The organism is Rhodococcus sp. NPDC078407 (assembly GCF_044542515.1).
In the GTDB taxonomy this organism is placed as follows: Bacteria; Actinomycetota; Actinomycetes; order Mycobacteriales; family Mycobacteriaceae; genus Rhodococcoides.
The window spans coordinates 72,922-86,662 of the sequence record NZ_JBITUQ010000001.1 but is presented as its reverse complement, the minus strand read 5'-3'; the positions used below and the strand labels follow the sequence as shown (position 1 = coordinate 86,662).

17 protein-coding genes are annotated in these 13,741 nt (G+C 65.8%); 15 read left to right on the top strand and 2 right to left on the bottom strand.

What is annotated here, in order from left to right:
• Positions 1–138: 138 nt before the first annotated feature.
• The 12 genes from ACIGGF_RS00390 (at position 139) to hisI (ending at position 9,241) form a co-directional block, all read left to right on the top strand.
• Positions 139–606, top strand: a complete 468-nt coding sequence (locus ACIGGF_RS00390; protein WP_397519479.1) for an SRPBCC family protein — start codon at positions 139–141, stop codon at positions 604–606.
• Between the two features lie 112 nt (positions 607–718).
• A complete protein-coding gene (locus tag ACIGGF_RS00385; RefSeq protein WP_397519478.1) occupies positions 719–1,237 on the top strand; it encodes a DinB family protein in 519 nt (172 codons plus the stop codon).
• An 89-nt stretch (positions 1,238–1,326) separates the two neighbouring features.
• Complete coding sequence (gene hisD, locus ACIGGF_RS00380; protein ID WP_397519477.1) at positions 1,327–2,679, top strand: histidinol dehydrogenase; 1,353 nt, start codon at positions 1,327–1,329, stop codon at positions 2,677–2,679.
• A complete protein-coding gene (locus ACIGGF_RS00375; protein ID WP_397519476.1) occupies positions 2,676–3,806 on the top strand; it encodes a histidinol-phosphate transaminase in 1,131 nt (376 codons plus the stop codon). Before hisD ends, ACIGGF_RS00375 begins: the two co-directional genes overlap by 4 nt.
• A complete protein-coding gene (gene hisB / locus ACIGGF_RS00370; protein WP_397519475.1) occupies positions 3,803–4,426 on the top strand; it encodes an imidazoleglycerol-phosphate dehydratase HisB in 624 nt (207 codons plus the stop codon). Before ACIGGF_RS00375 ends, hisB begins: the two co-directional genes overlap by 4 nt.
• Before the next feature lie 61 nt (positions 4,427–4,487).
• Entirely contained in the window at positions 4,488–5,606 is a 1,119-nt protein-coding gene (locus ACIGGF_RS00365; RefSeq protein ID WP_397519827.1) for an MFS transporter, read from the top strand.
• Positions 5,603–6,232: an imidazole glycerol phosphate synthase subunit HisH gene (gene hisH, locus ACIGGF_RS00360; protein WP_397519474.1), complete on the top strand. Its 630-nt coding sequence runs from the start codon at positions 5,603–5,605 to the stop codon at positions 6,230–6,232. Before ACIGGF_RS00365 ends, hisH begins: the two co-directional genes overlap by 4 nt.
• Entirely contained in the window at positions 6,229–6,444 is a 216-nt protein-coding gene (locus ACIGGF_RS00355; protein WP_397519473.1) for a hypothetical protein, read from the top strand. Before hisH ends, ACIGGF_RS00355 begins: the two co-directional genes overlap by 4 nt.
• An 84-nt stretch (positions 6,445–6,528) precedes the next feature.
• Positions 6,529–7,263 (top strand): bifunctional 1-(5-phosphoribosyl)-5-((5-phosphoribosylamino)methylideneamino)imidazole-4-carboxamide isomerase/phosphoribosylanthranilate isomerase PriA, encoded by a 735-nt coding sequence (gene priA / locus ACIGGF_RS00350; protein ID WP_397519472.1) that lies wholly within the window; start codon positions 6,529–6,531, stop codon positions 7,261–7,263.
• A gap of 6 nt (positions 7,264–7,269) precedes the next feature.
• Positions 7,270–8,100 (top strand): inositol monophosphatase family protein, encoded by an 831-nt coding sequence (locus ACIGGF_RS00345; RefSeq protein ID WP_397519471.1) that lies wholly within the window; start codon positions 7,270–7,272, stop codon positions 8,098–8,100.
• Positions 8,097–8,870 carry an imidazole glycerol phosphate synthase subunit HisF gene (gene hisF, locus ACIGGF_RS00340; protein ID WP_397519470.1) on the top strand — a complete coding sequence of 258 codons (774 nt, stop codon included), beginning with the start codon at positions 8,097–8,099 and terminating at the stop codon, positions 8,868–8,870. The genes ACIGGF_RS00345 and hisF overlap by 4 nt, the downstream gene beginning before the upstream one ends.
• A gap of 14 nt (positions 8,871–8,884) precedes the next feature.
• Positions 8,885–9,241, top strand: coding sequence for a phosphoribosyl-AMP cyclohydrolase (hisI, locus tag ACIGGF_RS00335; RefSeq protein WP_397519469.1), 357 nt, complete (start codon positions 8,885–8,887; stop codon positions 9,239–9,241).
• Here hisI and ACIGGF_RS00330 read toward each other — a convergent pair.
• Positions 9,232–9,753 (bottom strand): MarR family winged helix-turn-helix transcriptional regulator, encoded by a 522-nt coding sequence (locus tag ACIGGF_RS00330; RefSeq protein WP_397519468.1) that lies wholly within the window; start codon positions 9,751–9,753, stop codon positions 9,232–9,234. The two genes, hisI and ACIGGF_RS00330, sit on opposite strands and share 10 nt — an antisense overlap.
• Before the next feature lie 120 nt (positions 9,754–9,873).
• Positions 9,874–10,335 carry a peroxiredoxin gene (locus tag ACIGGF_RS00325; protein WP_243610006.1) on the bottom strand — a complete coding sequence of 154 codons (462 nt, stop codon included), beginning with the start codon at positions 10,333–10,335 and terminating at the stop codon, positions 9,874–9,876.
• A 215-nt stretch (positions 10,336–10,550) separates the two neighbouring features.
• Between ACIGGF_RS00325 and ACIGGF_RS00320 the strand changes: the two genes are divergently transcribed.
• The 3 genes from ACIGGF_RS00320 (at position 10,551) to trpC (ending at position 13,671) form a co-directional block, all read left to right on the top strand.
• On the top strand, positions 10,551–12,119 hold the full coding sequence (locus tag ACIGGF_RS00320) for an anthranilate synthase component I (RefSeq protein WP_397519826.1): 1,569 nt from the start codon (positions 10,551–10,553) through the stop codon (positions 12,117–12,119).
• The gene (locus ACIGGF_RS00315) at positions 12,116–12,799 is read left to right on the top strand and encodes a TIGR02234 family membrane protein (protein WP_397519467.1); all 684 of its coding nucleotides are present in this window, start codon (positions 12,116–12,118) and stop codon (positions 12,797–12,799) included. Before ACIGGF_RS00320 ends, ACIGGF_RS00315 begins: the two co-directional genes overlap by 4 nt.
• Positions 12,800–12,861: 62 nt before the next feature.
• Positions 12,862–13,671, top strand: a complete 810-nt coding sequence (gene trpC, locus ACIGGF_RS00310; protein WP_222095782.1) for an indole-3-glycerol phosphate synthase TrpC — start codon at positions 12,862–12,864, stop codon at positions 13,669–13,671.
• The last annotated feature ends 70 nt before the right edge of the window (positions 13,672–13,741 follow it).

The window sequence follows — 13,741 nt, the reverse complement described above, 5'->3', positions numbered from 1 at the left end:
CACAGACTATGCGTTACCGACTTCCCGTTCGGACTCACACGCCGACGCAGTACATGGAGTCCTCTCACTACGTGCGTCAACCGGCATCGTGTCCGGTGGACGGGTGTCGATCCTGGCTTTGCGGGGTAGACGCTGCCCATGGCAGACATCAGAACCATCGACACAGGTCCGCAGCAGGTCACCCGACAGACCGAGGTGCGTGCACCGGCAGAGGAGCTGTTCGCCATCGTCGCCGACCCCACCCGGCATGGCGAATTGGATGGGTCGGGCACGGTCAAGGACACCGTCCGCGGCCCTGAACGTCTCAGCACCGGTGCCAAGTTCTCCGTGGGCATGAAGCAGTTCGGCGTGCCCTACAAGATCACCAGCACCGTCACGGAGTTCATCGACGCCGACAAGCACAAAGTCGTCGAGTGGCAGCATCCGATGGGGCACAGCTGGCGCTGGGAATTCGAGGAGAAGCAGCCGGGCCTGACCACGGTCACCGAAAGCTTCAAGTACGGCACCGCCAAGGTTCCGAAGGCGCTCGAGCTGTTCAAGTTTCCGCAGAAGAACGCGCAGGGAATCAAAAGCACACTGCAGAACCTGGCGGCCCGCTACGCCTGACAGCCGTAGCGACAGCACTCGCTGTCCACAATTCGCGTCAGGACGCCGAATCGGATATCTACGAGGCGAATTGTGGACACCAGGTGAGTTGCCCTGCTCTATCCTGACCGGCATGCCGATCGATCCCGACACCAAGAACTGGACCTGGGTCCTCGAACGATCTTGCCCGGACTGTGGGTTCGACTCGAGTGCCGTCGAATACGACGCCGTGCCCGGGTTGATTCGCGGTGACGTGGAGCGTTGGATCGCCGTGCTGCATCGCGGGAACGCGGCAGTGCGGCCCGACGATTCGACGTGGTCGGCGCTCGAATACGGCGCACACGTCCGCGATGCGCACCGGATATTTCTCTCTCGGCTCGCGTTGGTGCTGACCGAGGACGATCCCGAGTTCGACAATTGGGACCAGGACGCCACCGCCGTGGCCGAGAAATACAACGCCCAGAATGCGGCGACCGTGGCGTCGGAACTCGGGGAAGCGGCTCATGCCCTGGCCGACGCGTTCTCGGCTGTGCCGGTGGAGGACCGCGGTCGGCGGGGTCGACGCAGCGACGGCTCGCATTTCACCGTCGAGACTCTTGCCGCCTACTACATTCACGATCCCATTCATCATCTGTGGGACGTGCGGGGCTGAGCCGAATTCGGTGGAACTATCCTGGTGGTTCGGACAACACTGATTCGACCGAACCCCGGCACCGAACCGACTCCACGAAGGGGCCCACTATGCCTGCCCGCATCGAGCTCGCGCGCGTCGATCTACGCGGACGAACTCCATCCACCGCCGAACTACGCGGCGCACTTCCCCGAGGCGGAGTGGATGTCGATTCGGTACTGCATCAGGTTCGCCCCGTTGTCGACGCCGTCCAGGAGCGCGGGGTCGATGCAGCTCTCGAGTTCAGCGAGAAATTCGACGGAGTCCGACCGGACCGGATTCGAGTTCCCCAGCAGGAGTTGATGCGCGCACTCGACGAGTTGGATCCGGCGGTTCGGGCCGCGCTCGAGGTCGCGATCGAGCGAACCCGTCTGGTGCACTCGGATCAGCGTCGGACCGATCACACCACCCAGGTGGTACCCGGCGGCACCGTGACCGAGCGCTGGATCCCCGTCGATCGAGTCGGCCTGTACGTGCCCGGCGGCAACGCGGTGTATCCGTCGTCCGTCGTGATGAACGTGGTGCCTGCGCAGATCGCCGGCGTCGGTTCCCTCGTGGTGGCCTCGCCACCGCAGAAGAATTTCGGCGGCCTGCCGCACCCGACGATTCTGGCCGCAGCTCAGCTCCTCGGTGTCGACGAGGTCTGGGCCGTCGGCGGAGGCCAGGGCGTTGCGCTGCTCACCTACGGCGGCGTCGACACCGACGGTGGTGAACTCGCCCCGGTCGATCTGATCACCGGTCCCGGCAACATCTACGTCACCGCCGCCAAGCGGCTGTGCCGTTCGCTCATCGGAATCGACTCCGAAGCAGGCCCCACCGAGATCGGGATTCTCGCCGACGCCACCGCAGACCCCATCCACGTGGCAGCAGACCTGATCAGCCAGGCCGAGCACGACGTCATGGCCGCCAGTGTCCTGGTGACCGACAGTCTCGAACTCGCCGATGCCGTCGATGAGGCAGTGAACGCGCAGATGGCGTCCACTCGGCACGCTGAGCGCGTGGCCACCGCGCTGAACGGGAGCCAGTCCGGCATCGTGCTGGTCGACGACATCACGCAGGGATTGGCCGTGGTCAACGCCTACGCCGCCGAACACCTCGAGATCCAGACGAAGGACGCTTCCGACGTCGCAGCCCGGGTGCGCAGCGCCGGTGCTGTCTTCGTCGGCGCGTGGTCGCCGGTGAGCCTCGGTGACTACTGCGCCGGGTCCAATCACGTGCTTCCGACGGCCGGGTGTGCTCGACACTCCTCAGGTCTGAGTGTGCAAACGTTTCTCCGTGGCATCCACGTGGTCGACTACAGCGAAGCTGCGCTGAAAGATGTTGCCGCACATGTCATTGCACTGGCAAACGCGGAGGATCTGCCGGCCCACGGCGAAGCGGTACGGCTGCGGTTCGAGGGGTTGCGCACCAGTGGTGCGTCATGAGTGATGCTCTGGGGCAAGGCGTCTCGCTGGACGACCTACCGCTGAGGGAGTCGCTCGTCGGTAAGTCCCCCTACGGCGCACCGCAGTTGACCGTACCGGTGCAACTCAACACGAACGAGAATCCGCACCCGCCGACGCAGGCACTGATCGACGATGTCGCGGATTCGGTCCGGACCGCGGCCGCGCAACTGCATCGGTACCCCGATCGCGATGCCGTCGAACTACGGGCCGACCTGGCGCGCTATCTCACGAAGCAGACCGGCTTCGCGGTCGAGACCGCCAACGTATGGGCAGCCAACGGCTCGAACGAGATTCTGCAGCAACTACTCCAGGCGTTCGGCGGACCCGACCGCACTGCGTTGGGTTTCGTGCCGTCGTACTCCATGCACCCGATCATTTCTTCCGGGACTCAGACCGAGTGGATTCCGGCGACGCGTCGAGCAGACTTCTCGCTCGACGTCGACTATGCGGTGCAGGCGATCCACGAGCGCAGGCCCGACGTCGTCTTCGTCACCAGCCCCAACAATCCGACCGGTCACAGCATCGACGAGGTCGATTTGCGCCAGATCCTGGACGCCGCAACGGGAATCGTCGTGGTGGACGAGGCGTACGCCGAATTCTCTTCGGCCGCAAGCTCAATCGGACTGATCGAGAGCTACCCGAGCACGATCGTCGTCAGTCGAACCATGAGCAAGGCGTTCGCGTTCGCCGGTGGCCGGCTGGGATATCTCGTTGCTTCCCCGGCCGTGATCGACGCAATGTTGTTGGTGCGTCTGCCCTATCACCTTTCGGTGGTCACCCAGGCCGCCGCTCGCGCAGCCCTGCGGCACGCCGACGACACCTTGGCGAGCGTGGCCGAACTGTCGGCCGAACGCGATCGTGTAGCACAAGCGCTTGCTGCCCAGGGGTACGACGTCGTCCCGTCCGACGCCAACTTCCTACTCTTCGGTCGGTTGACCGACACGGCTCGAACGTGGCAGCGATACCTCGACGACGGCGTCCTCATCCGCGACGTGGGTATCCCCGGATATCTCCGCGTCACCATCGGACTCGCGCACGAGAACGACCGGTTCCTCACCGTCAGCGCAGCACTCGCATCGACCGAAAGAGCAGAGGCACCGAAGTGACCACACCCGCTCCCCGTATCGCCAAGATCGAGCGCACCACCAAGGAATCCGACATCTCGGTCGAGCTGAACCTCGACGGCACCGGCATCGTCGACATCTCCACCGGGGTGCCGTTCTACGACCACATGCTCACCGCCCTCGGGACCCATGCCCGTTTCGACCTGACGGTTCGGGCAACGGGTGATATCGAGATCGAGGCACACCACACGGTCGAGGACACCGCGATCGTGATCGGACAAGCTCTGGGACAAGCCCTGGGCGACAAGGCCGGCATCACCCGATTCGGCGACTCGTTCATTCCGATGGACGAGACGCTCGTGCATGCGGCCGTGGATGTGTCCGGACGGCCCTACTGCGTGCACACCGGCGAACCGGACTACATGGTGCACTCGGTCATCGGCGGCTACCCGGGTGTTCCGTACTCCACGGTTATCAACAAGCACGTGTTCGAGACTCTGGCGTCGAATGCTCGCATCGCGCTGCACGTCCGCGTGATCTACGGCCGCGACCAGCACCACATCACCGAGGCCGAGTTCAAGGCGGTCGCGCGGGCGTTGCGTCAGGCCGCCGAATACGACCCTCGGGTCACCGGCGTGCTGTCCACCAAGGGAAGTCTGTGATCGATCGACCGGCGCTCGTGCCTTGACCGGCCTGCGCTCGATCCGCGGCCTTCCGGCCGCAATGGCGATGGGTGCGGCTGCATTCGGCGGTTGGGGTCTGCTGCTCCCGGTAGTACCACTCGCGGTCTCCGAATCGGGGGCGTCCGACGCGGTCGCGGCGGCCAGCACCGCGATCTTCATGGCCACCACCGTCATCACCCAGCTGTTCGTACCGGCCATGCTGGTTCGCGTCGGCCATCGTCCCGTGCTCGCGGCCGGCTGTCTGCTGCTGGGTGTTCCCGCACTGCTGTTCATCGTGTCCGTCGAGGCCGGTCCGGCATTGGCGGTATCGGCCCTGAGGGGAACGGGCTTCGGCATGCTCACGGTGGCCGGAGCGGCCATCGTCGCCGAGTTGGCCCCCACTTCTCTGCTCGGTCGAGCAACGGGCGCGCAGGGGATCGCGGTAGCGCTGTCTCAAATGATCACTCTGCCTCTCGGTTTGGTGATCTTCGCGGCAAGTCCGGTGGCAGTGTTCGTACTCGGTGCCCTGGTGCCTGCGGCGGGCCTGATCGGAGTGGCGCTCCTGCCGCCCACCAGACCGGCACTGCAACCGCCGAAAATCGAGCGGGTTCGCCTCGACGCCCGACTGTTCCTGGTGCCGTGTCTCGTCATCGCGTCGGTGTCCGCGGCCTACGGCGGAATCACCAGCTTGCTGCCGATCGCCGAGTCGAACCGAGCCGCGATGATCGGTCTCTCTCTGGCCGTCGTCAGCGCCGCCATGCTCGTCGGCCGGTACACGGCAGGAACGGTCGCGGACCGCGTCGGCATCGGACGTTCCGTCGTTCCGGCGTTGGTGTCGGCTGGGTTCGGCGTTGCACTGTTCGCGATTGCTGCGCTGGGCAACATGCCGGCGGCGCTGTTCTTCGTCGCTGCAATACTGTTCGGAATCGGGTACGGCGCATGCCAGAACGACAGTCTGGTGATGGCGTTCGACGCCGCCGGGCCCGCTCGCTACAGCAGCGCGAGCGCCGTCTGGAACATCAGCTTCGATGCGGGAACCGGTGCGGGTGCTCTCGCGCTGGGAGTTCTCGCCACGAGCGTCGGGTACACGGCGGGATTCACCGCGGCGGCCGCCGCGGTGGTCATGGTTGCGGCGGTGGCGCTGATCGCCCGACCACGCCCCGATAGACTTTCCTCATGACTTCTGTGGTGTTGCTCGATTACGGCTCGGGCAATCTGCACTCGGCGAAGAGGGCGTTGGCCCGGGTCGGTGCCGACGTGACGGTGACCTCGGACTTCGACGAGGCGTTGAACGCGGAGGCGCTCGTCGTCCCCGGAGTCGGCGCTTTCGCGGCGTGTATGGAGGGCCTGACGGCTGTTCGAGGTGAGCGCATCATCGGGCGCCGTCTCGCGGGTGGACGCCCGGTACTGGGCATTTGCGTCGGGATGCAGATTCTTTTCGACCGTGGTGTCGAGTTCGGCGTCGAAGCGGACGGTTGCGGCGAATGGCCGGGCACGGTCGAACGTCTGCAGGCGGACGTTCTCCCGCACATGGGGTGGAACACCGTCGAGGCCCCGGAGAACAGCGTGTTGTTCGACGGCATCGACCCACAGACACGGTTCTACTTCGTCCATTCCTATGCCGCGCAGCGGTGGGAGCTCGAACCCGGTGACACCATCGCTGCGCCCCTGCTCACATGGGCCGATCACGGCGGCCGATTCCTGGCCGCCGTGGAGAACGGTGCCCTGTCGGCCACCCAGTTCCACCCGGAGAAGTCCGGGGACGCCGGTGCCGCGCTGCTCGAGAATTGGGTTCGGTCGGTGTGAGCGAGCGCGAGTTCTCGCTCGGCCGGTTGGCCTTCCGATCACTCGGCGCGGCCGTGGCGGTGCTGGCTCTCGCCACTGCCCTGATCGCCGTTCTGCAGCCGAGCGCAGGGGCAGCTCTGGCGATTGCCTTGGCCGGTGTGGTCGGGGCAATCGCTGCACTGGCGGTGGTGTCCACTCGCATGACGCGCAAGGAACTCGGTCCCGACAACTGACGGTCCGTCGCCGCGGCATGCGAAGCTACGCAGCGGGCACCCCGTTTTGAATTCGGTGCGAGTCGGCCCGTAGCATAACCGCACGTGAGCCTGGTCTTATTGCCTGCTGTCGATGTCGCAGGCGGCGAAGCTGTTCGTCTCGTTCAAGGAGAAGCCGGGAGCGAGACCAAGTACGGGTCGCCTCGCGACGCCGCGCTTGCATGGCAGAACGACGGCGCGGAATGGGTCCACCTCGTGGATCTCGACGCCGCGTTCGGACGGGGGTCCAACCGGGAGCTGCTGGCGTCGGTCGTCGGCGAACTCGACGTGAAGGTGGAGCTGTCGGGCGGCATTCGTGACGACGATTCGTTGCGCGCTGCGCTTGCGACGGGCTGTGCGCGGGTCAATCTCGGCACTGCAGCCCTCGAGGATCCGCAGTGGTGCTCGCGTGCGATCGGTGAGTTCGGCGATCGTGTCGCGGTCGGCCTCGATGTGTTGATCGTGGACGGTGCGCCGCGTCTGCGCGGACGCGGTTGGGTCAGCGACGGCGGCGACCTGTGGGAGGTCCTCGAGCGGCTCGAGCGCGACGGCTGCTCGCGCTACGTCGTCACCGACGTCACCAAGGACGGCACGTTGACCGGGCCCAACCTCGAACTGCTCGCCGACGTGTGCGCCAAGACCGACAAGCCGGTCATCGCGTCCGGCGGTGTGTCCACCATCGCAGATCTCGAAGCGATCGCCGGACTGGTCGATCGTGGGGTAGAAGGTTCCATCGTCGGAAAGGCGCTGTACGCCGGACGTTTCACGCTGCCCGACGCCCTCGCCGCGGTGTCTCGGTAGCAACGAATGACGCTTCCCGAGGAACCGACTCGTCTGCTCGAGCTTGCCGGCGGATTGCTCGACGGCATTCGTGATCGGTTCGTCGCAGGCGTCGGCGCGCCGAGCGCAGTGCAGAAGGGGCCCGACGACTTCGCGACCGCGGTGGATCTCGAACTCGAACGCAGACTCGGTTCCGAATTGTTGGATGCGACCGGAATCGCCGTTCACGGTGAGGAATTCGGCGGACCCGATCTGAACTCCGGGCTCGTCTGGGTACTCGACCCGATCGACGGCACGTTCAACTACTCGTCGGGTTTGCCTTCTGCGGGAACGTTGCTGGCGTTGCTCGACGACGGAGAGCCCGTCCTCGGTCTCACGTGGCTTCCGCTGGTGGATCAGCGGTTCGCTGCTGTGGCGGGTGGCCCGCTGCTGCTGAACGGCGTCGCACTCCCGATGTTGCAGCCGAAGGTATTGCGCGAGTCGATGATCGGCTTCGGTGCCTTCAACGTGGCCAGCCGTGGTTCACTACCCGGGCGGTTCAGGTTCCGTATTCTCGAAGAGTTGTCGATGCATTCGTCGCGCCTGCGGATGCACGGTGCTACCGGAGTGGATCTGGCCTACACCGCCAGCGGTGTTTTGGGCGGCGCAGTAGTCTTCGGCCATCGAGCCTGGGACAACGCTGCGGGTGCGCTGCTGGTGCGCGCAGCAGGCGGAATCGTCACCGACCTCGCGGGAGCACCCTGGACTGTCGACTCGACGTCGGTGCTCGCGGCAGGGCCCGGCGTGCACGGCGAGCTGTTGAAGGTGATCACCGAACTCGGTGCCCCGGCCGACTACCTGGAAGGACCTGCGAGATGAGCGTCGCGGTCAGAGTGATTCCGTGCCTCGATGTCGATGCCGGACGTGTGGTGAAGGGCATCAACTTCGAGAATTTGCGCGACGCGGGCGATCCCGTCGAACTGGCGGCTGCCTACGACGCGCAGGGTGCCGACGAGCTGACTTTTCTCGATGTCACCGCATCGACATCGGATCGAGGAACGATGCTCGACGTCGTCAGCCGTACCGCCGAGCAGGTGTTCATTCCGCTCACCGTGGGCGGGGGAGTGCGCACGGTCGCCGACGTCGATCGTCTGTTGCGGGCCGGTGCGGACAAGGTCAGTGTCAACACCGCCGCGATCGCCCGACCGGAGTTGTTGCGTGAGCTCAGTGAGCGGTTCGGGTCTCAGTGCATCGTGCTCTCGGTCGACGCTCGTACCGTTCCGCAAGGGCAGCAGGACACACCGTCGGGGTGGGAAGTCACCACCCACGGTGGCAAGCGCGGAACCGGTATCGACGCCGTCGAGTGGGCAGTACGCGGTGCCGAACTGGGCGTGGGAGAGATCCTGCTCAACTCGATGGATGCCGACGGCACGAAGGCCGGGTTCGACCTGCCGATGATCGCTGCCGTCCGGGCTGCCGTGCACGTGCCTGTCATTGCCAGCGGCGGAGCGGGCGCGGTGGAACACTTTTCGCCCGCAGTGCACGCCGGAGCGGACGCCGTTCTCGCGGCCAGCGTCTTCCACTTCGGCGACCTCACCATCGGCCAGGTCAAAGACGCGATGCGCGCCGAGCGCATCGTCGTCCGCTAGCGAAGAGGATCTCGATGACTCTCGACCCGACGCTGGCCGCTCGGCTCAAGCGCAACGACGCCGGACTGTTCAGTGCTGTCGCGCAGGAACGATCCACCGGTCAAGTGTTGATGGTCGCCTGGATGGACGACGAGGCACTCGCCCGAACTCTCGAAACCCGCAAGGGCACTTATTATTCGAGATCCCGGCAGGAATATTGGGTGAAGGGTGAGACGTCGGGGCACACGCAGTACGTGCACGAGGTTCGGCTCGACTGCGACGGTGATGCCGTGCTGCTGGTGGTCGACCAGGTCGGTGCGGCATGCCATACCGGCGCGCACACGTGCTTCGATGCCGACGTGTTGATGGGTCCCGAGACGCCTCAGGCGTGACCGGTCCCTGCTGCAATTCCCTTGTCCAACTGAGCCAACAGGGTCGCGCTCAGTGTCGACATTTGCGCGACCTCATCGTTCGAGAGCCCCTCGAACACCAGCGCCTGCACCGTGCCGACGTGCCCCGGTGCCGCGTCGACGACCTTCGCCATGCCCGCGTCGGTCAGCACCGCGTGGGAGCCGCGGCTGCCCGGAATCGATTCTCGGCGAACCCAACCCGCCTTCTCGAGCTTGGTCACCACGTGTGACAGTCGCGAGAGCGATGCGTTCGCGTACTCCGCCAGGTCTCGGAGTTGGATCCGTCGCTGCGGGTTCTCACTGACGGTGGCGAGGACGAAGTAATCGAAGTGGGTGAGCTGTGAATCACGTTGAAGCTGGGCATCCAACGCTGCCGGAAGTCGAGTGACGAGGGCGACGAGCGACCGCCAGGCCTCCTGTTGGCTCTCGGTGAGCCAGCGGGGGTCGACCGCGCCTTCGGGTGTCGCCTCCTGCGGTGTGGTCGACGTGTCCATTGCGGGGAACCTCTCGATCTCTGGTCGTTCCTGCAGGCACCACCCCTAACCGGATAGTTGTGGTCTGCACATGATGCCTCGAGGTTCCCCCCACCCGAAGCATCGCGTCGGGTAGAAGATCTACGTGCGATGCGCGCGTAGGTATTCCAGAGCTTTGTCCGCGTGAGCTTCGAACCGGACTTCGCTCGAGAAGGTCTCGAGGACCTTCCGGTCGGTGCCGATGACGAACGTCGCGCGCTTGACCGGGGAGAGCTTGGCCAGCAATCCGCGCTTGACGCCGAACGCGGTCGCGACGGTGCCGTCCTCGTCGGAGAGCAGCGGGTAGTCGAATGACTTGGAGGCGGCGAACTCGGCCTGCTTCGCGACGGCGTCGGCGCTGATGCCGACGCGGGTGGCACCGACCTCGGCGAACTCCGATGCCAGGTCCCGGAAGTGGCACGCCTCGGCGGTGCAACCTGGGGTGAAGGCAGCGGGGTAGAAGAACAGGACTATCGGACCGTTCGACAGCAAATCGGTCAGTGTTCGGGTCTCTCCGGTCTGATCCGGTAGGGAAAAGTCGGGAACGAGCTCGCCTGGTTTCATGCTCGGCAGGCTACCGCGAGCAACAACCCCTGCCGGGAGCGGAGCCTGTGGAGTGACCAGGAAGTCGGGAGCGGAGCCTGCGGAGTGACCAACTATGTCGGGAGCGGAGCCTGCGGAGTGACCATCGAGTCGGGAGCGGAGCCTGCGAAGTGACCGATATGTCACGAGCGGAGCCTGCGGAGGGAACCGTGGGCCGAACCTGGGAGGATGGGACCATGCACGGCGAGACGACCACCGACTCCAGTCCCACCTCCGGTACCGACAACTCGGATTCGACCACCTCCCGTGAGGTGTTTCGGCACCTCGCAGCCGAGCATCGTGTGGTTCCGGTGACGCGAAAGGTGCTTGCAGACTCCGAGACTCCGTTGTCGGCGTACCGGAAGCTCGGTGCCGATCGACCGGGCACGTTTCTGCTCGAGTCCGCCGAGAACGGCCGTTCGTGGTCGAGGTGGTCGTTCATCGGTGCAGGCGCTCCGGCGTCGTTGACGGTCATCGACGGCGAGGCGGCCTGGCGCGGCAACGTCCCGGCAGGGGTGCCCAGTGGCGGCGATCCGCTCGAAGTTCTGGCCAGGACCCTGGAGTTGTTGCACTCGGAGCGGGTGCCCGGTCTGCCGCCCTTGACCGGCGGGATGGTCGGCTATCTGGGATACGACTCGGTGCGGCGTATCGAGAAGCTGCCCGAACATGCTCAGGACGATCTCGGGGTGCCCGAGCTGGTCATGATGCTCGCAACCGATCTGGCGGCCGTCGATCACCACGAAGGTGCGATCACTCTGATCGCGAATGCGGTGAACTGGGACGGTACGGACGATAACGTCGACGAGGCCTACGACGACGCCGTGCGCCGCCTCGACCGCATGTGCGCCGACCTGTCGAAACCTGCCGCGTCCACTGTCTCCACCGTCTCCAAGCCCGCACCACAGTTCCGTCGGCAGCGAACCTCCGAGGGATTCGGGGCCGACGTCGTCCGATTGGTGGAGGAGATCGAAGCCGGAGAAGCGTTCCAGGTGGTCCTCTCGCAGCGTTTCGAGATGGACACCGAGGCGTCACCCCTCGATGTCTACCGCATGCTGCGGGCCTCGAACCCCAGCCCGTACATGTACCTGATGCATGTTCCGGGAGACAACGACGAGACGGCCTTCTCCATCGTCGGATCGAGCCCCGAAGCTCTGGTGACGGTGTTCGACGGTCTCGCCACCACACATCCGATCGCGGGCACGCGGTGGCGCGGTACTTCCGAGGAAGAAGACGTACTGCTCGAGAAGGATCTGCTCGCCGACGAGAAGGAGAACGCCGAGCATTTGATGCTCGTGGATCTCGGGCGCAACGATCTCGGGCGCGTCTGCGCTCCGGGCACCGTGCGCGTGAGCGACTACCGCCACATCGAGCGATACAGCCACGTCATGCACTTGGTGTCGACGGTGACGGGCCGTCTGGCCGAGGGCAAGCGTGCTCTCGACGCGGTCAAGGCCTGTTTCCCGGCGGGCACCTTGTCCGGGGCTCCGAAGGTGCGGGCCATGGAACTGATAGACGAATTGGAACCGACGCGACGCGGAATCTACGGCGGCATCGTCGGGTATCTCGATTTCGCGGGTGACGCCGATACCGCCATCTCGATTCGTACCGCTCTGATCAAGGACGGCACCGCATACGTTCAGGCAGGCGCGGGGGTCGTAGCCGACTCGGTCGCGGAATACGAGGACGACGAGGCGCGAAACAAGGCCATGGCGGTGCTGGGTGCAGTTGCGGCCGCAGAATCGCTCCGCGAGGTCGGCGGACGATGACCGAGCGATCCGGTCGCCGCGCGTCGGCCGCTGTGCCGGTTTTCCTCCTCGTGTTGGCCTCGGCGTGCCTCTGGGGCGCATCGCGCATGACGTGGGTACGGGTGACGTCGGCGGACGGCCTCGGGGAGAACCGAACCGACGACCTTCTGGGCGGCACGTGGGCGGCCGCCACCACACCGCTGGCGTTGGTGTTGCTGGCGGCGGTGGCTGCGTCGTTCGCGGTCCGTGGGTGGGCCTCTCGGGTGCTGTCCGTGGCGATTGCGGTGGTGGCCGTGGCGGCCGCTGTTCCGGCCGTGCGCCTGCTCGTCGTGGGAGCCTCCGATTCGGAGGCGGCGGCACTTGCAGAGCTGCCCGCGAGGGCTCAGGTCTCGATGACGGAGGTATCGGTTCTGCCGGCGATCGTCACCCTGATCGGTGCGTCGGCCGCCCTCGCTGCGGCGGTGGTGTCGATTCGGAAAACGGTTGCCTCGCAGGTACTCTCGTCCAAGTACGATGCCCCGGCCGTGCGACGTGACGAGGTGGCTCGACGTGTTCGAGGTTCTTCGTCCGACGACGCCGCGCCGGACGAGGGTGAAGACCTCACCGAACGCATGATGTGGGACGCGCTCGACGCGGGCGAAGACCCTACCGACGAGTCCGGTACCCCGCGTTCGTCCGAACGCGACGGACCTCTACGCTAGGTCCGACGCCGATGAGATTCCTCACATCGACCGTCGACGCTCAGAAAGGACTGGGGGCCACCATGACTGTTCTCGACTCGATTCTCGACGGTGTACGGGCCGACGTGGCCGCGCGTGAATCGGTGGTCGATTTCGCCGCCGTCAAAGCAGCAGCGAAAGCAGCCCCGGCACCTCTCGACGCGGCGGCTGCTCTGCGCGAGGACGGTATCGGCGTCATCGCCGAGGTGAAGCGTGCGAGCCCGTCCAAGGGTGCATTGGCCGATATCGGTGACCCGGCGGTTCTGGCTCGCGCGTACGAGCAGGGCGGTGCCCGCATCATCAGCGTCCTCACCGAGGAGCGTCGTTTCCACGGATCTCTGGCGGACCTCGACGCAGTACGCGCCGCCGTCTCGATTCCGGTGTTGCGCAAGGATTTCATCGTCGGTCCGTATCAGATCCACGAGGCTCGCGCCCACGGTGCCGACGTCATCCTGCTGATCGTCGCGGCACTCGAACAGGATGCGCTCACGTCGCTGCTCGATCGCACCGAATCGCTCGGCATGACGGCACTGGTCGAGGTGCACACCGAAGCAGAGGCGGATCGTGCCCTCGAGGCCGGTGCCACCGTGATCGGCATCAACGCCCGCAACCTCAAGACGCTCGAGATCGATCGAGACAGCTTCGGCCGTATCGCGCCCGGGTTGCCCAGCGAGATCATCCGCATCGCAGAGTCCGGGGTGCGGGGAACGGCCGATCTGCTCGCCTATGCCGGAGCGGGTGCGGATGCCGTCCTCGTCGGCGAGGGCTTGGTCACTGCGGGCGATCCGCGGACCGCCGTGTCGGACCTGGTGACGGCGGGAACGCATCCTTCGTGCCCCAAGCCCGCACGCTGAGCCTGCACGGCCGACGCGGCATCCGACCCGAGCGCGGCGGCGGTCCGCCGTTGGGGCACACTGGACCGGG

Bases quoted from the DNA above. Each gene is read 5' to 3' on its own strand.
- ACIGGF_RS00390 (WP_397519479.1), top strand. From the start codon at position 139: ATGGCAGACATCAGAACCATCGACACAGGTCCGCAGCAGGTCACCCGA.
- ACIGGF_RS00385 (WP_397519478.1), top strand. From the start codon at position 719: ATGCCGATCGATCCCGACACCAAGAACTGGACCTGGGTCCTCGAACGA.
- hisD (WP_397519477.1), top strand. From the start codon at position 1,327: ATGCCTGCCCGCATCGAGCTCGCGCGCGTCGATCTACGCGGACGAACT.
- ACIGGF_RS00375 (WP_397519476.1), top strand. From the start codon at position 2,676: ATGAGTGATGCTCTGGGGCAAGGCGTCTCGCTGGACGACCTACCGCTG.
- ACIGGF_RS00365 (WP_397519827.1), top strand. From the start codon at position 4,488: ATGGCGATGGGTGCGGCTGCATTCGGCGGTTGGGGTCTGCTGCTCCCG.
- hisH (WP_397519474.1), top strand. From the start codon at position 5,603: ATGACTTCTGTGGTGTTGCTCGATTACGGCTCGGGCAATCTGCACTCG.
- ACIGGF_RS00345 (WP_397519471.1), top strand. From the start codon at position 7,270: ATGACGCTTCCCGAGGAACCGACTCGTCTGCTCGAGCTTGCCGGCGGA.
- hisF (WP_397519470.1), top strand. From the start codon at position 8,097: ATGAGCGTCGCGGTCAGAGTGATTCCGTGCCTCGATGTCGATGCCGGA.
- hisI (WP_397519469.1), top strand. From the start codon at position 8,885: ATGACTCTCGACCCGACGCTGGCCGCTCGGCTCAAGCGCAACGACGCC.
- ACIGGF_RS00330 (WP_397519468.1), bottom strand. From the start codon at position 9,753: ATGGACACGTCGACCACACCGCAGGAGGCGACACCCGAAGGCGCGGTC.
- ACIGGF_RS00325 (WP_243610006.1), bottom strand. From the start codon at position 10,335: ATGAAACCAGGCGAGCTCGTTCCCGACTTTTCCCTACCGGATCAGACC.
- ACIGGF_RS00320 (WP_397519826.1), top strand. From the start codon at position 10,551: ATGCACGGCGAGACGACCACCGACTCCAGTCCCACCTCCGGTACCGAC.
- ACIGGF_RS00315 (WP_397519467.1), top strand. From the start codon at position 12,116: ATGACCGAGCGATCCGGTCGCCGCGCGTCGGCCGCTGTGCCGGTTTTC.
- trpC (WP_222095782.1), top strand. From the start codon at position 12,862: ATGACTGTTCTCGACTCGATTCTCGACGGTGTACGGGCCGACGTGGCC.